The following is a 23,771-nucleotide window of genomic DNA, read 5'->3' as shown; positions in this document are numbered from 1 at the left end:
GACCTCCCCCGGTGCTTGTTCTCGCTGGTTACTTCGTCTCGACCGCGTGGCCGCCGAACTGGTTCCGCAGCGCCGCGATCATCTTCATCTGCGGAGAGTCCTCCTGACGCGAGGCGAACCGCGCGAACAGGGAGGCCGTGATCGCGGGCAGCGGCACGGCGTTGTCGATGGCGGCTTCCACAGTCCAGCGGCCCTCGCCGGAGTCCTGTGCATAACCGCGCAGCTTCTCCAGGTGCTCGTCCTCGTCGAGGGCGTTCACGGCCAGGTCCAGCAGCCAGGAACGGATGACCGTGCCCTCCTGCCAGGAGCGGAAGACCTCCCGGACGTCCGTCACGGAGTCGACCTTCTCCAGCAGCTCCCAGCCCTCGGCGTAGGCCTGCATCATGGCGTACTCGATGCCGTTGTGGACCATCTTCGCGAAGTGCCCCGCGCCGACCTTGCCGGCGTGCACCGAGCCGAAGTCGCCCTCGGGCTTGAGCGCGTCGAAGACCGGCTGCACCTTGGCGACGTTCTCCGCGTCGCCGCCGTACATCAGCGCGTAGCCGTTCTCCAGGCCCCAGACGCCGCCGGAGACACCGCAGTCCACGAAGCCGATGCCCTTGGCTGCCAGCTCCTCGGCGTGCTTCTCGTCGTCCGTCCAGCGGGAGTTCCCGCCGTCCACGACGACGTCACCGGGCTCCAGGAGCTCGGCGAGCTCGTCGACGGTCGACTGGGTGGCGGCACCCGCCGGGACCATGACCCAGACCACGCGCGGGCCCTTGAGCTTGCCCACAAGCTCTTCCAGGCTGTGGACATCCGCGAGGTCCGGGTTGCGGTCGTATCCGACGACGGTGTGGCCTGCGCGGCGGATCCGCTCGCGCATATTGCCGCCCATCTTGCCGAGGCCGACGAGACCGAGCTCCATCAGTTGTTCCTTAGGTTGCTGTGGCGTGAGTGGCACCTTCGTACCCACGTCCGAGCCTAAACCCGGACGCTCACGCACAACTGTGGGCATAGGCGCTCATATGACCCACCCCCGGTCGGCCTCGGCCCAGGTCAGCCGCTGAGACGCACCGGCATGATCAGGTACTTGTAGGCCTCGTCCGCCTCGGCGTCCAGCGCCGGCTTGCCGCTGAGCAGCGCGGGCTTCGTGGACGTCGTGAAGGACAGCTGGGCGACCGGGGAGTCGATGGCGCTCAGGCCGTCCAGCAGGAAGGTCGGGTTGAAGGCGATCGAAACGTCGTCGCCCTCCAGCTGGGCGTCGACCCGCTCCACAGCCTGTGCATCGTCGCTGGAACCGGCCTCCAGGATCAGCACGCCCTGCTCGAAGCTCAGCCGCACAGGAGTGTTGCGCTCGGCGACCAGGGCCACGCGCTTGACGGCCTCCACAAAGGGGGCGGTCTCGATCACGGCGATGGAGTTGAACTCCGTCGGGAACAGCGAGCGGTACTTCGGGAGATCGCCCTCCAGCAGACGCGTCGTCGTACGACGACCGGCGCCCTCGAAACCGATCAGACCCTCACCGGCACCGGATCCGGACAGCGCCAGCGTCACGCTGTCGCCGCTCGTGAGCGCCTTGGCGGTGTCCAGGAGCGTCTTGGCGGGCACCAGGGCGACCGCGGACGCGTCCGGGTTCTCCGGCTTCCACAGGAACTCACGGACCGCGAAGCGGTAGCGGTCGGTGGAGGCCAGGGTGACCCGGTCGCCCTCGATCTCGATGCGCACACCGGTCAGCACCGGCAGCGTGTCGTCACGGCCCGCGGCGATGGCGACCTGCGCGGCGGCCGAGGCGAAGACCTCACCGGGAACGGTGCCAGTCGCCGTCGGCATCTGCGGCAGCGCCGGGTACTCCTCCACAGGCAGGGTGTGGAGTGTGAATCGCGAGGACCCGCAGACCACGCTCGCCCGTACACCGTCTGTGGAAATCTCCACCGGACGGTTCGGCAGCGCACGGCAGATGTCGGCGAGCAGCCGGCCGGAGACGAGGACCGTGCCCTCCTCCTCGACCTCGGCGTCCACCGACACGCGCGCGGAGACCTCGTAGTCGAAGCCGGACAGGCTCAGCTGGCCGTCCTCGGCCTTCAGCAGCAGGCCGGCGAGGACAGGCGCCGGCGGGCGGGCCGGGAGGCTACGCGCCGCCCAGGCCACGGCCTCCGCGAGTACGTCGCGTTCCACCCGGATCTTCACTGTTGCCGCCTCCTGCTGTTGCCGGCGCTTCTCGGCCTGCCTGGCTTCGTCGTCTGTCTCGGTGTCGTCGGTCCCTGTGACGGGAAGGACACCGGGAACAGTCTGACGCACGGCACTGACAGTAGGTGCCTCTCGGGGTCAAGTCGTGACGAGGGGCAGCCGGGAGCCGGACAGCGAGTTGTGCACAGGACCCACTTCGAAACGGATTCCCAGCTCTCTCTAGTTGGGAGTAGTAGTAGGGCCTGTGGAAACCGTGGATAACCACGTTTGCCCAGCTCAGAGCGGGAATTTTGTCCACCGGTCCTGTGGGTGGAGGCAGTGGACAACCGGGCGTATCTGTGGAGAACAGAAAGTTCTGCACACACCGTGCACAGGGTGAGGCGAGTTCTCCCCAGCGCCGTCCCCAGGTTTACCCACCTTTCCCACAGGCCAACCCGGCACCTTCGTGTGACGCCTTTCACTCGACTCGGTGAGAAGGCGCGTCGCGTTGCCGAACAGTGGACAGTGATGTGGAGAAGCTGGGGATCGCTGGGGACAACTCGCCTCAGCCTGTGGGTTGCCGGTGGACAACTTCATGCACACCCTGTGGATCAGCTCGCTGTCCACAGTCTGTGGAGATCCTTCATCCACGAATCCACAGGCGGCTGAGCTGGGCTGATGGTCTTTCAACAGCACAGCCTGTGGACACTTTCTGGACAACTCCGCAGTCCCCAGGATGTGGACGGAAGAAAGTCCCCGAATCTGTGGAGAGTGGCCGTAACCCGGCGATTATTCGAACACCGGGTGACCCCGGCACAACGAAGGGCGCCCCCCGGATCTGCTCCGGAGGGCGCCCTCGGTGTCGTAACTCTGCCTCTGTCAGGCGTTCTTGATGCGGTTGGTGAGCTCGGTGACCTGGTTGTAGATGGAGCGTCGCTCGGCCATCAGATTGCGGATCTTGCGGTCCGCGTGCATCACCGTGGTGTGGTCGCGGCCGCCGAAGAGCGCGCCGATCTTCGGCAGGGAGAGGTCCGTCAGCTCGCGGCACAGGTACATGGCGATCTGGCGGGCGGTGACGAGCTGGCGGCCGCGCGAGCTGCCGCACAGGTCCTCGACCGTGAGACCGAAGTAGTCGGCGGTCGCGCTCATGATGGCCGTCGAGGTGATCTCCGGGGTCGCGTCGTCGCCACCGGGGATCAGGTCCTTGAGGACGATCTCGGTCAGGCCCAGGTCGACCGGCTGCCGGTTGAGCGAGGCGAACGCCGTCACCCGGATCAGCGCGCCCTCCAGCTCGCGGATGTTGCGCGAGATGCGGGAGGCGATGAACTCCAGTACCTCCGGCGGGGCGTTGAGCTGCTCCTGTACCGCCTTCTTGCGCAGGATCGCGATCCGCGTCTCCAGCTCGGGCGGCTGGACGTCGGTGATCAGTCCCCACTCGAAACGGTTCCGCAGCCGGTCCTCCAGCGTGACCAGCTGCTTGGGCGGCCGGTCGCTGGAGAGAACGATCTGCTTGTTGGCGTTGTGGAGCGTATTGAAGGTGTGGAAGAACTCCTCCTGCGTCGACTCCTTGTCCGCGAGGAACTGGATGTCGTCGACGAGCAGGATGTCCATCTCGCGGTACCGCTTGCGGAAGCTGTCGCCCTTGCCGTCGCGGATGGAGTTGATGAACTCGTTGGTGAACTCCTCCGAGCTCACATAGCGCACGCGCGTGCCGGGGTAGAGGCTCCGCGCGTAGTGGCCGATCGCGTGCAGCAGGTGTGTCTTGCCGAGCCCGGACTCCCCATAGATGAACAGGGGGTTGTACGCCTTCGCGGGGGCCTCGGCGACGGCGACCGCGGCCGCGTGGGCGAAACGGTTCGACGCCCCGATGACGAAGGTGTCGAAGAGGTACTTCGGGTTCAGACGCGCGGTCGGCTCACCGGGCCCGGTCGCCGGCGCGGGCTGCGCGGCCAGGGGACCCGGGGCACCGCTGGAGGAGGGCAGCGAGGAGCCGCCCGGTCCGCGGTGCCGTCGGCCCGGACCGGGGCCGGGCGACGACTCGGGGAGGTCCCGGCGGGCGTCGCGCTGGTCGTAGTCGGAGCGGCCCTGGTCGTAGTCGCCGCGCGGCTTGTCGTAGTCGGGGCGCTGACTGTCGTAGTCGGAACGCTGGCCGTCGTAGTCCGAGCGCTGGCCGTCGTAGGGCGGGCGGTCCATCGACTGCGGGCGGTAGTCCTGCTGCGGCTGGCCGTAGGTGTCCTGGCCGTAGGAGTCCTGGGAGGGCGACGCGTAGGGGTCGCGCTCGGGGAAGCCCAGACGCTGCTGCTGCCAGCTGTACTCGTCCTGCTGCGGGCGCGGCCAGGCGCCGGGCTCGGGGCGCTGGTACTCGGAGGGGTAGGCGGGGCGGGCCGTGGGGAGCTGGTCGCCCTGGTCGGGGCGGGCCGGGTAGGCGTCGCCGTCGGCGCCGCGGTGGCGGCCGTAGCCCTCGTACTGGCCGGAGGGGAGCTCGGGCTCCTCGTAGCGCTGCTGGGGGCGGGCGGGGGGTGCCGGCGGGGCCGGGGGCTCGCCCGCGGAGTCGTCGACGGTGATCGCGATCCGGATCGGGCGGCCGCACTCGCGGCTCAGGGTCTCGCTGACGATCGGCGCGAGACGGCCCTCCAGTACGCCCTTCGCAAACTCGTTCGGTACGGCGAGCAGGGCGGTGTCCGCGACGAGCGCCAGCGGCTGGCAGCGGCGGATCCAGTGCTCGTCCTTCGCCTCGACCCCCTGGCCGCGGCCCTCGCCGAGGAGTTGCTCGAGTACTCGTGGCCACACTGCGGCAAGATCGGCAGGTACGTCAGCCACAGGGCACGCTCTCTCACGGGTCCCACGAACGTGTGATTGTGGGACGGGTCGGGATTCAAATCGGGTGGGACGGGCGAATCGGAGTTCAGCCAAGGTAGTCAGGGCGACGGGTGCGGTTCAAGTTGTTGTCCCCAGGCTGTGGATAGTGTCTCCCGGTGCCCCCTGGTTTGACCGGATGGCGTAGCCCCGCGTACCGTAACCAGGTCGAGTTGTCGATGGCTGCTGCCGCCTGCCTCCGATGGGCACAGATCGCTGAAGGTGATCGGGAAGCGGTGCACTCGGGCGTGATGCGAGCTACTCGTGGGCGCACGGTGACAGCCAGGACGGCACCCGCCACCACCGATTAATTTCTGGAGCCCCCGAGTGAGCAAGCGCACCTTCCAGCCGAACAACCGTCGTCGCGCCAAGACCCACGGCTTCCGCCTGCGGATGCGCACCCGTGCCGGTCGCGCGATTCTCGCGAACCGTCGTGCCAAGGGTCGCGCCAGCCTGTCCGCCTGATCCCGGTCAGGTCATGCCGTCGTGCTGCCCACCGAGAACCGGCTGAGGCGGCGCGAGGACTTCGCGACCGCGGTACGACGAGGACGCCGGGCCGGGCGCCCGACTCTCGTCGTCCACTTTCGTAGCGGTGCCACGGACCCGCACGCGCCTGGGGAGAGCGCTCCCCCGACGCGTGCGGGTTTCGTCGTCAGCAAGGCCGTCGGCGGCGCGGTCGTACGCAACAAGGTGAAGCGCAGGCTTCGCCATCTGATGCGCGATCGAGTCGATGTGTTTCCCCCCGGTAGCCTGGTAGTCGTACGAGCGCTGCCCGGTGCGGGTGACGCCGACCATGCACAGCTGGCCCAAGACCTGGACGCCGCTCTGCAGCGGCTGCTGGGAGGGGGCGCGCGATGAAGTACCCGCTGCTGGCTCTGATCAAGATCTACCAGTGGACCATCAGTCCGTTGCTCGGGCCGGTGTGCAAGTACTACCCGTCGTGTTCCCACTACGGGTACACAGCCATCGACCGGCACGGTGCGGTCAAGGGCACGGCGCTCACGGCCTGGCGCATCCTGCGCTGCAATCCGTGGTCGCTGGGCGGTGTGGACCATGTCCCGCCGCGCAAGCGCCCGAGATGGCACGAGTTGCTGCGGGGCGCATGGCGCGCACGCAAGGGCGGGCCCTCCGCCGCCGAAACGGCCACCGAGGACAATGTTTCTTCGAGCCCGGCCGCAGAGACCCCGTCCCATGCCCAAGGAGCATGATTAGTGGACACGATTGCCAGCCTCTTCAGCTTCATCACGACACCTGTCTCCTGGGTCATCGTCCAGTTCCACAAGGTGTACGGCGCCCTCTTCGGCGATGACACCGGGTGGGCCTGGGGCCTGTCCATCGTGTCCCTGGTGATTCTGATCCGTATCTGCCTGATCCCGCTCTTCGTGAAGCAGATCAAGGCGACCCGGGCCATGCAGACGCTGCAGCCCGAGATGAAGAAGATCCAGGAGCGCTACAAGAACGACAAGCAGCGCCAGTCCGAAGAGATGATGAAGCTGTACAAGGAGACGGGTACCAACCCGCTCTCCTCGTGCCTTCCCATCCTGGCGCAGTCGCCGTTCTTCTTCGCGCTGTACCACGTGCTGAACAGCATCGCGAACAACGACACCGTCGGTGCGATCAACCAGAGCTTGCTGGACAGCGCTCAGAAGGCACACATCTTCGGTGCCCCGCTGGCCGCGAAGTTCACCGACAGCTCCTCGGACGTCGCGGCGCTGGACGCCTCGCTGACCACCGTCCGCATCGTCACCGCGGTCATGATCGTCCTGATGTCGGCGTCGCAGTTCTACACGCAGCGTCAGCTGATGACGAAGAACGTCGACACCACGGTGAAGACGCCGTTCATGCAGCAGCAGAAGATGCTGATGTACATCTTCCCGATCATGTTCGCCGTCTTCGGCATCAACTTCCCGGTCGGTGTCCTCGTCTACTGGCTGACCACCAACGTGTGGACCATGGGCCAGCAGATGTACGTCATCCGCAACAACCCGACCCCGGGCTCCAAGGCCCAGTCCGCCTACCTGGAGCGTCTGACCAAGCACGTCACGCACCACGGCAAGGTGCGTCGGCGCAGTGAGCGCGTCATCGTCAAGGCGATCGTCGCCAAGGGCCGCGACCGTAACGAGTACGAGCGCAAGTTCATCAACGGCTTGAACAAGGCGGGTCTCGCCGCGCAGAGCGACGGCACTGTGTTGAAGAGCGAGACGGCTGTCGCCGTCGAGACCGAGGACGGTACGCCCACGACGGCGACGCCCAAGCGCCAGCAGCCCAAGCGGCAGAGCAAGTCCCGGCGTCAGTCCGGTGCTGCGAAGGTGGCCGGCGAGCCCGACACCAAGACGTCGCTGACCAAGTCCGACGCTCCGGAGGACGCCAAGCCCTCCGCTGCCAAGAAGGGCGCCCAGAAGCCCGGCTCCGGAACCCGCAGCAAGGCCCAGTCCGGACAGCGCAAGGGCCCGCAGCGGCCCAAGTCCCCGTCCAAGAAGTAAGAAGGAGTCCATCCCGTGACGGAAGGCACCACCTCCGCCGCTGCCGAGGGTGCAGACACCCTGACCCGCCTGGAGCAGGAGGGCGAGATCGCGGCGGACTACCTCGAGGGTCTGCTCGACATCGCCGATCTCGACGGCGACATCGACATGGACGTCGAGGCCGACCGCGCCGCTGTGTCGATCATCAGCGACTCGGGGGGCCGCGACCTGCAGAAGTTGGTCGGTCGCGACGGTGAGGTGCTGGAGGCACTCCAGGAGCTCACGCGCCTGGCCGTCCACCGGGAGACCGGCGACCGCAGCCGGCTGATGCTGGACATCGCCGGCTACCGCGCCAAGAAGCGTGCCGAGCTCTCCGAGCTGGGCGCCAAGGCCGCGGCCGACGTCAAGAACACCGGCGAGCCGGTGAAGCTCAAGCCGATGACCCCGTTCGAGCGCAAGGTTGTGCACGACGCGGTCAAGGCCGCGGGGCTGCGCAGCGAGTCCGAGGGCGAGGAGCCGCAGCGCTTCGTCGTCGTGCTGCCTGCCTGACCGGTCCGTACGTTCCTCCGGCCCCGTCTGCCCGGCAGGCGGGGCCGAACTTTGTCAGCCTGATAGTTCTGGTGGTTCTGGTGTCGGCGTCCGGTTGGCGCCCACGCGGTACGGAAGGACGGTCCCCCGTGACGGAGGCAGCGGAGCTTCCCCCCGCGCCCGAACAGGCGCGTGAGGTATTCGGTGATCGCTTCGCGGACGCGGTCCGATACGCGGAGCTGCTCGCGGAGGCGGGTGTGCAGCGCGGTCTGATCGGGCCGCGTGAGGTGCCCCGGCTGTGGGAGCGGCATCTGCTGAACTGCGCCGTGCTCTCGGAGGTCGTGCCCGAGGGTGTGACGGTGTGCGATGTCGGCTCCGGTGCGGGGCTGCCCGGCATTCCGCTGGCCCTGGTCCGGGAGGACCTGAAGATCACGCTGCTGGAGCCGCTGCTGCGGCGGACGACCTTCCTGACCGAGGTGGTCGAGCTGCTGGGCCTGGACCATGTGACGGTCGTCCGTGGCCGTGCCGAGGAGGTCATGGGCACCCTCCAGCCGGTCCATGTGGTCACGGCACGGGCCGTGGCCCCGCTGGACCGTCTGGCTGCGTGGGGCATTCCGCTGCTGCGTCCCTACGGGGAGATGCTCGCGCTCAAGGGCGACACCGCCGAGGAGGAGCTGAAGAGCGCCGCGACGGCCCTGAGCAAGCTCGGCGCGGTGGGGACTTCCGTTCTGCATGTCGGTGAGGGCGTTGTGGACCCGCTCTCGACGGTGGTGCGGGTTGAGGTCGGGGAGAGCCCCGGTGGTGTGCGCTTCGCGGCGAAGCGGGCGAAGGCGGCCCGTACGGGACGGGCACGTCGGCGGCGCTGATCCGTGGCTGCTGATCCGTCCTGAGGACGAGACGTACTCCACACAAGCTGCCAAACCTATGCATGCCGGAGTGTCGGCGACAGATCGGCCTCGGCTGCTGTGCATCGTGTTTCACGTGAAACGTCGCTCATTGCTGCACGGCATCATCAGCCGGGGCCGCGCCGCGGCCGAACCGCGCGACCGGAAGCCTCTCGGGTCACTCGGAGAGGTAACGGAGTTGTCCACAGAGGTGGATTTCTCCACAGAACACCAGGGCTCACTGGTTCACGACCCCGAAGACATGGGAGGCTCTGTTCATTGCGAGCCTGAAGTCGAGGAGAGTGAATCCTTGCGGTCCGACGCCAACATCGCGGGACCGATGACCGATCCGGTCCCCGGTCCCCGTACCGAGTCGATGGGGGAGGATGTTTCACGTGAAACACCGCCCCCGATGGACGACACTCCCATCGGTCGTGCTGCCCAACTGGCAGTGGAGGCTCTCGGCCGTGCCGGTGAGGGTCTCCCTCGGCCCGAGCAGACCCGGGTCATGGTGGTCGCCAACCAGAAGGGCGGTGTGGGCAAGACGACGACGACCGTCAATCTTGCCGCGTCGCTCGCTCTGCACGGTGCTCGTGTCCTGGTGATCGACCTCGACCCCCAGGGCAATGCGTCCACTGCTCTGGGAATCGACCATCACGCCGAAGTTCCTTCGATCTACGACGTGCTGGTCGAGAGCAAGCCGCTCGCGGAAGTCGTCCAGCCGGTCCCCGATGTCGAGGGTCTCTTCTGTGCGCCCGCCACGATCGATCTCGCCGGTGCGGAGATCGAGCTGGTGTCCCTGGTGGCACGCGAGAGCCGGCTTCAGCGGGCGATCCAGGCGTACGAGCAGCCGCTGGACTACATCCTCATCGACTGCCCGCCCTCCCTCGGCCTGTTGACGGTCAACGCCCTGGTGGCCGGGGAGGAGGTCCTGATCCCGATCCAGTGCGAGTACTACGCGCTGGAGGGCCTGGGCCAGCTGCTGCGCAATGTCGACCTGGTACGGGGACACCTCAACCCCACCCTGCATGTGTCGACGATCCTGCTCACCATGTACGACGGCCGGACGCGTCTCGCGTCCCAGGTCGCGGACGAGGTGCGTAGCCACTTCGGCGAGGAGGTGCTGCGGACGAGCATTCCCCGCTCGGTCCGGATCTCCGAGGCGCCGAGCTATGGACAGACGGTGCTGACCTACGATCCGGGTTCCAGTGGGGCGCTGTCCTATCTTGAGGCGGCACGAGAAATCGCGCTGAGGGGTGTCGGCGTCAGCTACGACGCGACGCACGCCCACATTGGCGCACAGAGCGACCCGAGCATGGTGGAGGGGATCCAGTGAGCGATCGACGGAGGATTGGTCTGGGCCGTGGCCTGGGCGCACTGATCCCTGGTCCGGCAGACAGCACGGCGGCCCCGATTGCCGCGGGAGGTGCCGCACCCGCGTCGCCGACGGCTGTCCCGGTGCTGACCACCGACCGGGGCGTGGCCGCGGCGAAGGTGACCGCGCTGCCGCCTGTTTCACATGAAACCGAGGAGCCGTCGCTGAACGGCATGGCGGAGGTGCCCGCGCCTCCCATGGGCGCCTACTTCGCCGAGATCCCCCTCGACTCCATCAAGCCGAACCCGCGCCAGCCGCGTGAGGTCTTCGACGAGGACGCGCTGCAGGAGCTGATCACCTCCATCAAGGAGGTCGGTCTGCTCCAGCCGGTCGTCGTACGGCAGCTGGGTCCGGGCCGCTACGAGCTCATCATGGGCGAGCGGCGCTGGCGGGCGTGCCGTGAGGCGGGCCTGGAGGCGATCCCGGCGATCGTGCGGGCCACGGAGGACGAGAAGCTCCTTCTGGACGCGTTGCTGGAGAACCTGCACCGCGCTCAGCTGAACCCGCTGGAAGAGGCCGCCGCCTACGACCAGTTGCTGAAGGACTTCAACTGCACGCACGACCAGCTGGCGGACCGGATCGGCCGGTCCCGCCCGCAGGTCTCCAACACCCTGCGGCTGCTGAAGCTCTCGCCCAAGGTCCAGAACCGGGTGGCGGCGGGCGTCCTGTCCGCCGGGCATGCGCGGGCGCTGCTCTCGGTGGAGGACCCGGAGGAGCAGGAGCGGCTGGCCTACCGGGTCGTGGCCGAGGGCCTCTCGGTCCGGTCCGTCGAGGAGATCGTCACCTTGATGGGTTCGCGGGCTCAGAAGGCGCCGAGGGCCAAGGGGCCGCGCGCCGGTGCCCGGGTCTCCCCGGCGCTGACCGATCTCGCGACCCGGCTCTCGGATCGCTTCGAGACGCGGGTGAAGGTCGAGCTGGGGCAGAAGAAGGGCAAGATCACCGTCGAGTTCGCCTCGCCGGACGACCTTGAGCGCATCCTGAACACCCTCGCGCCGGGCGAGCGGCTCGCTCTCCAGAAGAGCCTTCTGGAGGACGACGACGCGGAGGACACCGAGGACTGAGCTCCTGGGCCTTGTTCCATGGTGGGCCGACAAAGGGCGGGCCGTATCCGGTGTGTACCGGAACACGGCCCGCCCTTTGCTTTCTGGCGGTATCGATGGAATCGCATCGTGGATACGATGCGATCGGTATGGCGCATCCACCTGGCGGCACCTCTTAGGGGAGGCGGGGGCCATGCGAACGGTGAGCCGGACCGGACTGGTGAGCGCGGGCCTCGGCCTGGGCGCGGTCGGCGGGTTCGTCGGCAGCCTGCTCAGGGAAAGGAGCGCCCTGACAGCCGCCCGTGATGCAGCGGGCGAGGGAAGCGAGGATCAGCCTTCATGGGGCGTCGGCTCGTACCGCTCACGCTGGACAACCTTCAGGACCTTCCCAAGCGTTGCCGCTCGTGTGTCTTCTGGGAGCTGGATCCAGTCAGTGGCGAGGCCGCGGTAGCCGCCGGCACTCCAGCGCTGGAGAAGGAAGCCTGGATCTCCGCCGTTCTGCTGGACTGGGGATCCTGCGGCCGGGTTGTCTACGTCGACGATGTCCCCGTGGGCTTTGTGCTGTACGCGCCTCCGGCCTATGTCCCTCGCTCGACCGCGTTCCCCACGAGCCCGGTGTCTCCCGACGCCGTGCAGTTGATGACGGCGTTCATCATGCCGGGGTATCAGGGGCAGGGGCTGGGGCGGGTGATGGTCCAGACGGTCGCCAAGGATCTGTTGCGGCGGGGCTTCAAAGCGATCGAGGCCTTCGGGGACGCGCGCTGGAAGGAGCCCGCCTGTGTGCTCCCTGCCGATCACTTGCTGGCCGTGGGCTTCAAGACCGTGCGGCCCCATCCCACGTACCCGAGGCTGAGGCTGGAGCTGCGGACGACGCTCTCCTGGAAGGAAGACGTGGAGATGGCGCTGGACCGGCTGCTGGGGGCCGTACAGAAGGAACCGGCGCTGCGGCCGCTGTGAAGTCTCTTCGGGCAAGCGAATGGGCCAGCCCCTCAGGGGCTGGCCCATTCGTGTTTCACGTGAAACAACGACTGCTCGGTTACTCGGCGATGAAGTCCTCGAGGTCGCGGAGGATCGCGGCCTTCGGCTTCGCGCCGACGATGGTCTTGGCGACCTCGCCGTTCTGGTAGACGTTCAGCGTCGGGATGGACATGACGCCGTACTTGGCGGCCGTACCCGGGTTTTCGTCGATGTTCAGCTTGACGATCTCGATCTTGTCGCCGTACTCGGCGGCAATGGCCTCAAGGGACGGCGCGATCTGGCGGCACGGACCGCACCAGGCGGCCCAGAAGTCCACCAGGACGGGCTTGTCGCTCTTGATGACGTCCTGCTCGAAGGAGTCGTCAGTCACATTCTTCAGGGTGCCGGCCACGGCGGGCTCCTTAACTGTTGGTGCGTGGGGCGGGTGGAGGTCAGACAGCGGTCTTCTCGGGCTCGGCCTTCTCCTCGTCCGCGAGGGCGGAGAGGAAGCGCTCGGCGTCGAGGGCGGCGGAGCAGCCGGTGCCGGCCGCGGTGATCGCCTGGCGGTAGGTGTGGTCGACCACGTCGCCGGCGCCGAAGACACCGGTGAGGTTGGTGCGGGTCGAGGGGGCGTCGACCTTGAGGTAGCCCTCCTCGTCCAGCTCCAGCTGGCCCTTGAAGAGCTCGGTGCGCGGGTCGTGGCCGATCGCGATGAACAGGCCGGTGACCGGAAGGTCGGAGAGCTCGCCGGTCTTGACGTTGCGCAGCTTCAGACCCGAGAGCTTCTGGTCGCCCTGGACCTCGGCGACCTCGCTGTCCCAGACGAACTTGATCTTCGGGTCGGCGAAGGCACGGTCCTGCATCGCCTTGGAGGCGCGCAGGGTGTCACGGCGGTGGACGATCGTCACGGACTTGGCGAAACGCGAGAGGAAGGTGGCCTCCTCCATCGCGGTGTCGCCGCCGCCGATCACGGCGATGTCCTGGTCCTTGAAGAAGAAGCCGTCACAGGTGGCGCACCAGGAGACGCCGCGGCCGGAGAGGGCGTCCTCGTTCGGCAGGCCGAGCTTGCGGTGCTGGGAGCCGGTGGCGACGATGACGGCCTTGGCCCGGTGCACGGTGCCCGCGGTGTCGGTGACGGTCTTGATCTCACCGGAGAGATCGGCGGACACGATGTCGTCCGGAACGAGCTCGGCGCCGAAGCGCTCGGCCTGGCCGCGCATGTTGTCCATGAGCTCGGGGCCCATGATGCCGTCCTGGAAGCCGGGGAAGTTCTCGACCTCGGTGGTGTTCATCAGGGCGCCACCTGCGGTGACGGCACCCTCGAACACCAGCGGCTTCAGCGACGCGCGCGCGGTGTAGAGCGCCGCCGTGTAGCCGGCGGGCCCGGAGCCGATGATGATCACGTTTCGGACGTCGCTCACGGCTTGATTCCTCGTCTCTGGACTGCGTCATAGGTCCGGTGGGAGCCCCTTTCGGGACTCTCACCCCACCCAACGGATCCTAAGGGGCGCGCATTCCCGCTGTGTCCGGGCACACGAAGGGGCGACACCGTAGCGCATACCACGCGGGGCGGAGACGAAGCGTTCGCGCCGGGAGCGGGTGCTCAGGAGGTGCGGGTGTAGGTGTTGGTCAGCAGAACCTCGGCCTTGCCCACGGAGGGGTCACTCACGCAGGCCGTGGCGACGATGTAGGCGGTGACCTTGGTGGTATCAGAGGCGTCGGGCAGCACCACGAGCAGCGCCTCGGTGCCCTTGTAGGTGCCGTTCTCGGTCGCCAGGGCAGTGTCGGCGTCCTTGCGCCCGATGCCTTCCTGGACGCAGCCGGGAACCGTGGGCTGCTTGAAGACATGGTGTTCGTCTGAGCTGGGAGCGGAATTCACGCCCATGCTGCTGCGCGGGGTACGGCCGTCGGCCGCGGACGTCTCGGCGAGGAGATCGGTGACCTGCCGCTCCAGGGTGCTCGCGGCGAAGGTGTCAGAGGTGGACTGGCCACCGTCGGAGCCGCCGTTTGATCCGTCGTTGAACGAGGCGAGTAGTACGGACCCGAGTCCGAGGGCGGCCGCCGTGAAGACGGTGCCGAGGACGGCGATACGACGGCGTCCGCCCCGTCGGCGGTCCTTGCGGCCGGGGCCGGTGGTGGAGGTACGGGCGTGGCCCGAGGGACGGCCTGCCGTGACCGATGTTTCACGTGAAACATGCGTGTCGTCGTCGGAGCCCTGGGGTGTGACGAGGAGCACCGGGGCCTTCGTGTCCTCGGGAGCCGTGGCGTTCAGCAGTGCCTCCGCGGCGAGGGCTGCGTCGATCCGTCCCGCGACATCGGCGGGCATCCGTGGTGGGCCCGGCAGGGTTCCCAGCAGGCCCCGGATCTCCTCCAGTGAGGCGTAGACGTCCGCGCACAGCTCGCACTCGGCCAGATGCCGTCGTACGGCCGCGCTCCGGGAGGCGGGCAGGAGGCCCTCGGTGAGGTCGGAGAGCTCGGTGACTTCCGGGTGCCCGGCCGTGTCTGTCGTCGACGTCACGCTCGCCCACCTCCGCCCTTCACAGCAGCTGAATCACTTGGCCCGGCATCGCCCGGACCTGCGGCACCTGGTCCCGCTGCCGGTGGGACGGATGTCCCCTCCGTGCGGTTCCGCCGCTCGCTCGGCTTCTTGCCGCCACCGGCGTTTTCCGGCCGCAGATGACTGAGGAGCGGCAGCAGTCTGGCTCTGCCCCGCGCGCACCGGCTCTTCACGGTGCCGGTGGGGACATCGAGGATCCGGGCGGCCTCGGCGACGGGATACCCCTGCATGTCCACGAGGACGAGGGCGGCCCGCTGATCGGGCGGAAGCGTGCCGAGGGCTTCCAGCAACTGCCGATGCAGATCGTTCCGCTCCGCCGGTGCCGCAGCCGACTCGTGCGGCTCCAGGAGCTGCTCCAGCCGCTCGGTGTCATCGACAGGGGACGTCTTCCGGGAGGCAGCTTTACGGGCCCGGTCGAGGCAGGCGTTCACCGTGATCCGGTGCAGCCAGGTCGTGACGGCCGACTGGCCACGGAAGGTGTGGGCGGCACGGTAGGCGGAGACCAGCGCGTCCTGGACGGCGTCAGCGGCCTCCTCGCGGTCGCCCAGGGTGCGCAGGGCCACGGCCCACAGCCGGTCCCGGTGCCGCCGTACGAGCTCGGCGAAGGCTTCGGGGTCGCCCTCGACATGGCGAGCGAGGAGATCGTGATCGCTCATGGCGTCACTCGTGGCGTCGCCCAACGGTGTCCCCTCCCTCCAGCCATCGCTCCGAGCGTAGTAGCTGCAGTCGAACTCAACAGAAACGAGTTCGTGGCCCCTTCGCTCAGCTGGTCACCTTGATGTCCATGACCCTGCCGCGCCACTTGCCGTCGTCGGCCTGTATCGGCAGCTCGGTCAGCCACACCAGCAGGTAACGGGAGTTGAGGTTCTTGTCCGGCTTGAGCGTCACCGTCGTGCCCGAACCCTCGGCGACCTTGGTGTAGCCCTCGTACGACGTCGGCATCACACCGTCGTCACCGGAAGCGGCAAGGAGTTCGACGGACGTACTCCCCATGAAGCTGACCGCCACGTTGCCGACCTTCTGGGCCTTGCCGAGGTCGAGGATGACGCCGACGCCCGACTTCAGGTTTCCGAAGTTGGCGCCCTCGTAGTAGCTCGTCTGCCAGTACGACTTCGGGTCGGCGTCGTAGACCTTGTCCACGTCTTCCGGGTACTCCGAACCGTCGTCGCCGTACGGGTCGAAGGCATGGGCTTCCTGGATGGCGACCGGCTTGCCTGCCGACGGCTTGTTCGGGCTCTTGTCGTCCCCGTCCGTCGTCTGCGTCTGCTCCGATTCGCCCGACGGATTGCCGTGCTCCATGAGGGCGTCCGCCAGTTGCCAGCTGCCCAGGCCCAGGGCGGCGATGAGGAGGGCCGAGACGGCCCACTTCAGCGCCCTGCCCGTGCGGCTCTGCAGCGGGGGCGGCGGGGCGGGGACCGGCTGGGTGGCGCCCGGGTGCGGGGACTGGCGGCCGTAGGTGCCCTGCTGGTACGTCGTGCGCTGGTACTCCGGCGGTGCGGTGAACGCCGGCTCCGGCGGGCGGATGCGGGGCATCTCGCTGATCGCCTTCACCAGCTCCTCCGGCGTCGTGCACGCGGCCTCGTGCCGGGAGGCGGTCGCGCCGTCGTTGACGAGCGCGCGCATGGACAGCTCGGACAGACCGCGGTGGACACCGGCCCGTACCTGGTCGGGGGCGATCAGGCCGACGTCCTTGGGCAGCCCGGACAGACCGTAGGCGTCGTTCTCGTACGGCCAGCGCTGGGTGAGCGCCGCGTACAGCAGGGCGCCGATCGACTCCGTGTCGGTGCGCTGCGGGGTGTCCGAACTGATGCCGCGCAGCGCGGCGTTGACGGCCAGTCCGCGGATGCGCCACTGCCCGCTCGACGTGCGCAGCACCGCGTTGGGGTTCAGCCGCAGATGGGCGAGGCCCTCACGGTGCGCGGCGGCCATGGCGGAGGCGACCTGGGCGACCATCTGGTAGCCGTCGTACGGCTCCAGCGGGCCCGAGGACAACAGCGTGGTCAGCTCGGTGGCGTCGGGCAGCCACTCGTGGACGACGTAGACGAGGTCGTTCTCCTCGACGGCGTCGAGCACCTGGACGAAACGGGGGTCGCCGAGCAGCGCGGAGGAGCGGGCGGCAGCCAGTACGGAGCGGGCCCGTGAGTGGTCCGCCGGCAGGATGTGGACGCCGACGGCGCGCCGCAGCTTCTCGTCCACCGCACGCCAACTGCTGAAACCGTCCAGACGGGTGACGCACTCCTCCAGCCGGTAGCGTCTGGCGAGTTTGTGGCCGCTGTGCAGTTCGGGTGGTGAGGCCTTCCCGGAACCCTCGGTCCCGCCACTCCCCTGTGCCTCGTCGGTGTCCGTGTCCCGCTCCCGATTCTTGGCCACCCCGTCGGCCGTGGACTGGTCCGCCTGTGCGGTCAGCGGCTCGTCGCCGCTGTTGTCTGCCACGTCGACGGCAGCCGTGCTCCGTTCCGCCACCGTCGCTCCTGCCTCCCCATCCGTTGCGCGCTATGAGACGCCGAAACCAATTGTGCCCACAGTCCGCCGCTATGCACGACACGCGATGGCGGACGATGGTTGTGCGCTTACCCCCGCCTCAGCGCCCCAGACGCCCGCGGACCATCCCGACCAGCGAGTTCAACTCCTCGATGCGCATCTTGCGGGCGAAGACGAAGAACATCCCGAGCAGCACGGCGCCACCCGCCAGGAGGGCGGCGAAGGAGCCGACGACGCCCTGGCCGAGGCTCTGGGCGATGCCGTAGCAGGCCGCGCCGCTCAGCAGCGCGGCCGGGATCGAGGCGATGGCGAGCCTCGCGTACGTACGCATCACCCGCGCACCGTCCAGGTCGCCGCCCAGCTTCCTGCGCAGTCGGGCCCAGGCGACGCCGACGCCGATCGCGTAGGCCAGGCCGTACGAGGCGGCCATGCCGACGACGGCCCAGCGGGCCGGGATGACGAAGAAGCAGACGGCCGAGGCGATGGCGTTGACGGCCGCCACGATGACCGTGTTGTAGAAGGGAGTTCGGGTGTCCTCGTAGGCGTAGAAGGCGCGCAGCACCACGTACTGCACGGAGTACGGGATGAGGCCGAGGCCGAAGGCCATCAGCATGTAGCCCATGTTGGTGGCCTCGCTGGTGCCCGAGGTGCCGAACATCAGCGTGCACATCGGGATGCCCAGGGCCACGAATCCGAAGGCGATGGGGACGATCGCGACCGCTGTTGTCCGCAGGCCCTGGGAGATGTCGTCCCGGACGGCGCCGCGGTCGCCCTCGGCCGCCGAGCGCGAGAGCCGCGGCAGCAGGGCGGCCATCAGCGAGACGGTGATGATGGCCTGCGGCAGACCCCAGATCAGCTGGGCGTTGGCGTAGGCGGCGAAGCCGGTTCCGTCGACGTCGGCGTCGATGCCTGCGGCGGTGGACAGCTGGGTGACGACGAGCGCACCCGCCTGGTTGGCCAGGACGAACAGGATCGTCCACTTGGCGAGCATGGCCGCCTTGCCGAGGCCGTGACCCTTCCAGTCGAAGCGCAGCCGCAGCCGGAAGCCCGTCTCGCGCAGGTACGGGATCATCGCCAGGGCCTGTACGACCAGGCCGAGCAGCACACCGATGCCGAGAAGTCGCTGGCCCTCGGGCGGGATGCTGGTGACCGCCATGCCGGAGCGCTCCGCGGTGCCGTACACCCAGAGGAACATCCCGAGCGTCACGATGATGACGATGTTGTTCAGGACCGGCGTCCACATCATCGCGCCGAACCTGCCGCGCGCGTTGAGGATCTGACCCATCACCACATGGACGCCCATGAAGAAGATCGAGGGCAGGAAGAAGCGGGTGAAGGTGACCGCCACGTCGTTGGCGGCGGCGTTGTTGGCGACGGGGGTGGACAGCGCGCGGACCAGGAGCGGCGCGGCGAACATCGCGAGTGCGGTGAGAGTGGCGAGCGCCACCATCACCAGGGTCAGCAGACGGTTCGCGTACGCCTCACCGCCGTCCTCGTCGTCCTTCATCGCGCGCACCAGCTGCGGCACGAAGACGGAGTTGAGGCCGCCGCCGACGGTCAGGATGTAGATCATCGTCGGCAGCTGGTAGGCGACCTGGAAGGTGTCGCCGAGCAGACCCACACCGAGGGCCGACACGATCATCGCCGAGCGAATGAACCCGGTCAGCCGGGACACCATCGTGCCCGCCGCCATCACCGCGCTCGACTTCAGCAGGCCTCCGGCCTTCCCGCCCTGCTTGGCGGGAGCCGCGGAAGCCGGTGAGGCCGGGGGCGGTACGGGTGCGGTGCCGAGGTTCATGGTCGCGTCGGCCGGGGGTGCGGCGGGCGTCTGCGGCTGCTGGTACTGCCCGGGCTCCGCTGCCGGGCCCGGCACCGACGGCTGCTCGTAGGGCGGGCGACCGCCCTGCTGCTGGTCCCTGAACAGGTGCGCGAAGGCGTCGGGCTCGTGGCGCTCGTCGGAGGAATGGGTGACCAGGTCGTCGACGCCCACGTACTGCGTGGTGCGCGGGTCGTCGCCGTAGGGCAGGTACTGGGTGGCGCCGTCCGGCTCGGGCGCCGGGGTCTGGGCCCACACATTCGGGTCGGGGGCGTACGGCGACTGCTGAGGCTGGGCGTACAACGGCTGCTGCGGCGCGTACGTGCCCGGAGGGGGCGGAGGGTGCGCGGCGCGGTCGTAGAGCGCCTCGGCGACCGGGTCCTGGGCCGAGAGGTCCTGGGCGCGGTAGGGGTCCTGGTCGTAGGCGTCCTGGAGGTACATGTCCGCGGGGGGCTGCGACGGCACCTGGCCGTGCTCGGGCGGCGGGCCTTCGGGGTAGCCCGAGCTGCCCGCGCCCTGGCCGCGGTCACCGTCGTACGGCGCGTTCATGGTTACCCCACCTCATCGTCCCGGGCCCACCGGCCACGACATCCTCAACGGTCCACTCTCTCACCCGTGCCGGACGGGTCGGCGCTTTCCGCTGGGGTGTCCGGTGACGGGTCACTCGGCTGCTCCGGGTCGGCTGCCCCGGCACCGGATCCGGACTCCTCCGTAGGACGGTCGTCGGGGCCCTCGGGGTTCTCCGGACCGTCGGCGGTCTCGCCCGAGGTGTCGGGGCCGTTCTCCTCGGCCGCCCGGGCGGCGCGCTTGCGCTGCGTGTACATCCGGAGGCCGGCGAGGACGAGGAGAAGGAAGCCGCCGCCGATGACCAGCATCACGGTGGCGGTGAACTCGGTGACCTTCACATCGAACTTGACCCGGTCGCCGTATTTCTGCCCGTCCTCCGTGTAGAGCTGGGCGATCACCTCGGCCTGGCCGTTGGCCTCGGCGGAGGTGGTGAACTTCACCGTCTGGGCGTGCCCGCCGGAGACCGTGACCGGCTGCTCGTCATAGGCGCCGCCGCCGATCTTCAGGCGCCTCGGGCTGGTCGAGGTGAGCCGCAGCACCAGGTTGTCGACGCCCTGGACCAGGTTGTTCTGCACGGTCACGGGGATCGTGGCGCTGCGGCCGGAGAGCTTGGTCTCCGACTTCTCGATGAGGGTGACCTGGTCGGCCAGGGACTGCAGGTAGGTCTCCACGTCGTTGCGGTAGACGGCCGCCTCGGTGCCGCGGCCGCGCCACGACGTGGACATCTCGCGGTTCATGGCGCGACCGAAGGGGGTCACGACCCGGGACTCGTCGCTGAGGATCACCTTGAACTTGTCGAGCTTGTCCTGGGTGGCCGCGATCTGCTCGAACGCCGACCGCTGGAGCTCTTGCTTGCGCAGCGCGGAGGGGTAGTCGGACGCCGACGGGACCTTGGTGGTCGCGCCCGGGTCGGGCTTGGCCGTGGCGGCCTCGGTGAGGTCCTGGGACTCGGTCCAGCCGCCGCCCTCGAGGGCCGTCACCGCCTCCGCCAGCGCCCGGGCCTGGCCGGCCGTCGGCATGCGCTGCGGGGCAACGACGATGCTGCGCTGCTTGTCGGTCTGGAGATTGAGCGCCAGGCTCTGGGCCAGGAACCTCTGGACGGCGAGCGTCGAGGTGGACGCCCTCGTCATGTCGCCCCGGAAGAGCGTGGACAGCCGGGCGTCCGCGACCACCGCCGTCGTACCGCCGCCGATGGGGCGGGCCGCGGAGGGTGTGTAGGTCAGGCCTGCCGTCTCCTCCAGGCTGTCGCTGCGCGCGATCACCTTGTCCGCGCCGGCGGATGTGGCGACCTTCACGATCGACGGGTCCACGGCGCCGTCCACGGGCCAGGCGAAGTCGGTGGTCGGCTCCACGTGGAGGATCGAGTCGACGGTGTCGGCGGCGACGTCGGTCGCTTCCTTGAGGTGGCCCAGCGAGCCGGTGACGGCCGTTCCGTTGTGGGCGAGGGAGGCCAGGTCGGGGTCGGCGAAGGGCAGCGCGACGACCTCGTTGTCCGCCACCGCGCCCTGCAGCGCGGCGAGCCACCGCTTGGCGAGCTCCTGATCGGCGCGGGTGCCGGCGGTGGTGGTGTCGTTCTCACCCTGGACGCGGTAGCTGCGCGTCATGGCGTCGACGGAGGCCAGCAGGTCCGGGTCGACCACCCAGGTCACGTCGAGGTCTTTGCCGAGGGAGACCATCTGCTCCAGGCGGCCGCCCGGCGCGAGCTCCTTGGCGAGGTCGTTGTCACGGAAGACCGGCGTCTGCGACTCGTTCGACCCCGTCTGCGCGGTCATGTGGGCGCTGGAGATCAGCGGCCACAGCACCGTCGTCTTCGTCTGCGTGTCGGCTCCGTCCGGCTGCCACGGCAGGAAGGTCCGCTGGACGCCGAGCACCTGGGGCCACGGCTGTGCGGAGGTCTCGCCGGACAGGGAGACCGCGAACTGGTAGATCCCGTTGCCGCCCAGGTCCAGGTCGTCGACCGGTACGGAGATGCTGAAGGACTCGGAGACGCCCGGAGTGAGCTTGGAGAACTTCTCGATGTACTTCCCGCCGACCGGCGTCCCGTCGGTGCCCTGCTGGTAGCCGGTGGTCTTGGCGGCGGTGTCGATGCCGGAGCGGGTGGTCAGCTCCTGGCCCACGCGCAGGTCCACCTGGGCGTCGGTGACCGCCTGCTTGCCGTTGTTCGTCACCGTGCCGGACACCGTCAGCGTGTCGCCGTCCGTGGGCACGCTCGGAGTGAGGGAGTCAACAGCCACGGCGACCGTCTCGGAGCCGGTGGCGGCCTCGGCGGGAGCCGCGGCGGACAGCTGGAGCAGCCCCGCCAGCAGGGGGGCGCCGGCGAGCACTGCCCCGGTGCGCCGCAGCCACCGACGGGCAGGTGAGGGAGTCGTCCCCTGGAAGTCTGCCGCCTCGGCCACGCGCTCGCCCGTCCCTCGTCGTCGTCAGTGGTCGTCGGAATGTGCGTCCACGCATGGTAACGATGCGCGCTGAGGGGAAGTGCCGCGGACTGCGCCACAAGATCGGCTCGTACTCCCGGGCTGTCCCGTATGTGCCCGTATAAAAGGGAGCGGGTTTGTGCACGTTTAATGGAGGCGCAGGGGGCCGTTGCGGCCACGTACCCTCTTTTGTTGTGCCGAACGCCAACGAAGACAACCTCAGTGTCCTGAGTCAGGTGCAGCACCGCGCGGTGAGTGAACTGCTGCGGGTCGCGCCTGTCGCCGACGACCTTGCCCGCCGTTTCCAGGAGGCCGGGTTCTCACTCGCCCTGGTCGGCGGGTCGGTACGGGACGCGTTGCTCGGCCGGCTCGGCAACGACCTCGACTTCACGACCGACGCCCGGCCCGAGGACGTCCTCAAGATCGTGCGCCCGTGGGCGGACGCCGTGTGGGAGGTCGGGATCGCCTTCGGCACGGTGGGTGTCCAGAAGGACGGCTACCAGATCGAGGTCACGACCTACCGGTCCGAGGCGTACGACCGGACCTCGCGCAAGCCCGAGGTGTCGTACGGCGACTCCATCGAGCAGGACCTGGTCCGCCGTGACTTCACGGTGAACGCGATGGCCGTCGCGCTGCCGGAGAAGGAGTTCATCGACCCGCACGGCGGGCTCGGCGACCTCGCGGAGCGTGTGCTGCGCACCCCGGGCACTCCCGAGGAGTCCTTCTCCGACGATCCGCTGCGGATGATGCGGGCCGCGCGGTTCGCTGCGCAGCTCGATTTCGAGGTGGCTCCCGAGGTCGTCACGGCCATGAACGAGATGTCCGAGCGGATCGAGATCGTCTCGGCGGAGCGGGTGCGGGACGAGCTGAACAAGTTGATCCTGTCCGCGAACCCGCGCAAGGGTCTGACGCTCCTCGTCGACACCGGTCTCGCCGATCATGTCCTGCCCGAGCTGCCGGCCCTGCGGCTGGAGAGTGACGAGCACCACCGGCACAAGGACGTCTACGAGCACTCGCTGATCGTCCTGGAGCAGGCGATGGCCCTGGAGGAGAACGGCCCCGACCTCACCCTCCGGCTGGCCGCGCTGCTGCACGACATCGGCAAGCCGCGCACCCGGCGGTTCGAGAGTGACGGCCGGGTCTCGTTCCACCACCACGAGGTGGTCGGCGCGAAGATGACCAAGAAGCGCATGACGGCCCTGAAGTACTCCAACGATCTGGTGAAGGACGTCGCGCGGCTGGTCGAACTCCATCTGCGCTTCCACGGCTACGGCACCGGGGAGTGGACGGACTCCGCGGTCCGCCGCTATGTCCGGGACGCGGGTCCGCTGCTCGACCGTCTGCACAAGCTGACCCGCTCGGACTGCACGACCCGCAACAAGCGCAAGGCGGCCGCGCTGTCCCGGGCGTACGACGGTCTGGAGGACCGCATCGCCCAGCTCCAGGAGCGGGAGGAGCTGGACTCGATCCGCCCGGATCTCGACGGCAACGACATCATGCAGATCCTTGGCGTCGGCCCGGGCCCGGTCGTCGGTCGTGCGTACAAGCACATGCTGGAGCTGCGGCTGGAGAACGGCCCGATGGAGCACGACGCCGCGGTGACCGCCCTCAAGGAGTGGTGGGCCGCGGAGGAGCAGAGCTGAGGCTGTGAAACGGGGTCATGTTTCACGTGAAACATGACCCCTGGGT

Annotated in this window: 20 protein-coding genes; 10 read left to right on the top strand and 10 right to left on the bottom strand. The window is 68.7% G+C overall.

Translation table 11 applies throughout. From position 1 onward, the window contains the following. Nucleotides 1-28: 28 nt before the first annotated feature. From gnd to dnaA, 3 genes are all read right to left on the bottom strand, one after another. Nucleotides 29-904, bottom strand: a complete 876-nt coding sequence (gene gnd, locus OHT76_RS21970) for a phosphogluconate dehydrogenase (NAD(+)-dependent, decarboxylating) (RefSeq protein WP_328872555.1) — start codon at nucleotides 902-904, stop codon at nucleotides 29-31. A gap of 131 nt (nucleotides 905-1,035) precedes the next feature. Beyond that, nucleotides 1,036-2,166, bottom strand: coding sequence for a DNA polymerase III subunit beta (gene dnaN / locus OHT76_RS21965; protein WP_328876592.1), 1,131 nt, complete (start codon nucleotides 2,164-2,166; stop codon nucleotides 1,036-1,038). 858 nt (nucleotides 2,167-3,024) lie between these two features. Further along, entirely contained in the window at nucleotides 3,025-4,965 is a 1,941-nt protein-coding gene (gene dnaA / locus OHT76_RS21960) for a chromosomal replication initiator protein DnaA (RefSeq protein ID WP_328872554.1), read from the bottom strand. 363 nt (nucleotides 4,966-5,328) lie between these two features. Here dnaA and rpmH point away from each other — a divergent pair, with 363 nt between their 5' ends. The 9 genes from rpmH (at nucleotide 5,329) to OHT76_RS21915 (ending at nucleotide 12,247) form a co-directional block, all read left to right on the top strand. Beyond that, nucleotides 5,329-5,466 (top strand): 50S ribosomal protein L34, encoded by a 138-nt coding sequence (gene rpmH / locus OHT76_RS21955; RefSeq protein ID WP_015659252.1) that lies wholly within the window; start codon nucleotides 5,329-5,331, stop codon nucleotides 5,464-5,466. A 21-nt stretch (nucleotides 5,467-5,487) separates the two neighbouring features. Next, nucleotides 5,488-5,859: a ribonuclease P protein component gene (rnpA, locus tag OHT76_RS21950; protein WP_328872553.1), complete on the top strand. Its 372-nt coding sequence runs from the start codon at nucleotides 5,488-5,490 to the stop codon at nucleotides 5,857-5,859. Then, nucleotides 5,856-6,209 (top strand): membrane protein insertion efficiency factor YidD, encoded by a 354-nt coding sequence (gene yidD, locus OHT76_RS21945; protein WP_328872552.1) that lies wholly within the window; start codon nucleotides 5,856-5,858, stop codon nucleotides 6,207-6,209. Before rnpA ends, yidD begins: the two co-directional genes overlap by 4 nt. Nucleotides 6,210-6,212: 3 nt before the next feature. Further along, on the top strand, nucleotides 6,213-7,484 hold the full coding sequence (yidC, locus tag OHT76_RS21940; protein ID WP_328872551.1) for a membrane protein insertase YidC: 1,272 nt from the start codon (nucleotides 6,213-6,215) through the stop codon (nucleotides 7,482-7,484). Nucleotides 7,485-7,499: 15 nt separating this feature from the next. Continuing rightward, a complete protein-coding gene (locus OHT76_RS21935) occupies nucleotides 7,500-8,012 on the top strand; it encodes a Jag family protein (protein WP_015659255.1) in 513 nt (170 codons plus the stop codon). A gap of 128 nt (nucleotides 8,013-8,140) precedes the next feature. Continuing rightward, entirely contained in the window at nucleotides 8,141-8,857 is a 717-nt protein-coding gene (gene rsmG, locus OHT76_RS21930; RefSeq protein ID WP_328872550.1) for a 16S rRNA (guanine(527)-N(7))-methyltransferase RsmG, read from the top strand. Between the two features lie 280 nt (nucleotides 8,858-9,137). Further along, on the top strand, nucleotides 9,138-10,211 hold the full coding sequence (locus tag OHT76_RS21925) for a ParA family protein (protein ID WP_328876591.1): 1,074 nt from the start codon (nucleotides 9,138-9,140) through the stop codon (nucleotides 10,209-10,211). Next, nucleotides 10,208-11,311 (top strand): ParB/RepB/Spo0J family partition protein, encoded by a 1,104-nt coding sequence (locus OHT76_RS21920; protein WP_328872549.1) that lies wholly within the window; start codon nucleotides 10,208-10,210, stop codon nucleotides 11,309-11,311. Before OHT76_RS21925 ends, OHT76_RS21920 begins: the two co-directional genes overlap by 4 nt. A gap of 318 nt (nucleotides 11,312-11,629) precedes the next feature. After that, entirely contained in the window at nucleotides 11,630-12,247 is a 618-nt protein-coding gene (locus OHT76_RS21915) for a GNAT family N-acetyltransferase (protein ID WP_328872548.1), read from the top strand. A gap of 79 nt (nucleotides 12,248-12,326) precedes the next feature. Here the strand turns inward: OHT76_RS21915 and trxA are convergent, their stop codons facing one another. From trxA to OHT76_RS21880, 7 genes are all read right to left on the bottom strand, one after another. After that, complete coding sequence (gene trxA / locus OHT76_RS21910; RefSeq protein WP_186287959.1) at nucleotides 12,327-12,659, bottom strand: thioredoxin; 333 nt, start codon at nucleotides 12,657-12,659, stop codon at nucleotides 12,327-12,329. Between the two features lie 40 nt (nucleotides 12,660-12,699). Beyond that, on the bottom strand, nucleotides 12,700-13,668 hold the full coding sequence (gene trxB / locus OHT76_RS21905) for a thioredoxin-disulfide reductase (protein ID WP_328872547.1): 969 nt from the start codon (nucleotides 13,666-13,668) through the stop codon (nucleotides 12,700-12,702). 182 nt (nucleotides 13,669-13,850) lie between these two features. Then, nucleotides 13,851-14,765, bottom strand: a complete 915-nt coding sequence (locus OHT76_RS21900; RefSeq protein WP_328872546.1) for an anti-sigma factor family protein — start codon at nucleotides 14,763-14,765, stop codon at nucleotides 13,851-13,853. Further along, a complete protein-coding gene (gene sigM / locus OHT76_RS21895) occupies nucleotides 14,762-15,460 on the bottom strand; it encodes an RNA polymerase sigma factor SigM (protein WP_328872545.1) in 699 nt (232 codons plus the stop codon). Before sigM ends, OHT76_RS21900 begins: the two co-directional genes overlap by 4 nt. Before the next feature lie 106 nt (nucleotides 15,461-15,566). Beyond that, a complete protein-coding gene (locus OHT76_RS21890; protein ID WP_328872544.1) occupies nucleotides 15,567-17,267 on the bottom strand; it encodes a protein kinase family protein in 1,701 nt (566 codons plus the stop codon). A gap of 118 nt (nucleotides 17,268-17,385) precedes the next feature. Next, nucleotides 17,386-19,650 (bottom strand): murein biosynthesis integral membrane protein MurJ, encoded by a 2,265-nt coding sequence (murJ, locus tag OHT76_RS21885; RefSeq protein ID WP_328872543.1) that lies wholly within the window; start codon nucleotides 19,648-19,650, stop codon nucleotides 17,386-17,388. A 44-nt stretch (nucleotides 19,651-19,694) separates the two neighbouring features. Then, nucleotides 19,695-22,064, bottom strand: coding sequence for a DUF6049 family protein (locus tag OHT76_RS21880; RefSeq protein ID WP_328872542.1), 2,370 nt, complete (start codon nucleotides 22,062-22,064; stop codon nucleotides 19,695-19,697). A gap of 212 nt (nucleotides 22,065-22,276) precedes the next feature. Here OHT76_RS21880 and OHT76_RS21875 point away from each other — a divergent pair, with 212 nt between their 5' ends. Continuing rightward, entirely contained in the window at nucleotides 22,277-23,725 is a 1,449-nt protein-coding gene (locus OHT76_RS21875) for a CCA tRNA nucleotidyltransferase (RefSeq protein WP_328872541.1), read from the top strand. Nucleotides 23,726-23,771 lie beyond the last annotated feature (46 nt).

This window comes from Streptomyces sp. NBC_00287 (genome assembly GCF_036173105.1).
Taxonomy (GTDB): domain Bacteria; phylum Actinomycetota; class Actinomycetes; order Streptomycetales; family Streptomycetaceae; genus Streptomyces.
This window is presented reverse-complemented; position numbering and strand designations above follow the sequence as displayed.

Coding starts and splice junctions, on each gene's coding strand:
- yidD (WP_328872552.1), top strand. CDS start 5,856: ATGAAGTACCCGCTGCTGGCTCTGATCAAGATCTACCAGTGGACCATC.
- OHT76_RS21925 (WP_328876591.1), top strand. CDS start 9,138: ATGGGAGGCTCTGTTCATTGCGAGCCTGAAGTCGAGGAGAGTGAATCC.
- sigM (WP_328872545.1), bottom strand. CDS start 15,460: ATGAGCGATCACGATCTCCTCGCTCGCCATGTCGAGGGCGACCCCGAA.
- murJ (WP_328872543.1), bottom strand. CDS start 19,650: ATGAACGCGCCGTACGACGGTGACCGCGGCCAGGGCGCGGGCAGCTCG.
- gnd (WP_328872555.1), bottom strand. CDS start 904: ATGGAGCTCGGTCTCGTCGGCCTCGGCAAGATGGGCGGCAATATGCGC.
- OHT76_RS21915 (WP_328872548.1), top strand. CDS start 11,630: ATGGGGCGTCGGCTCGTACCGCTCACGCTGGACAACCTTCAGGACCTT.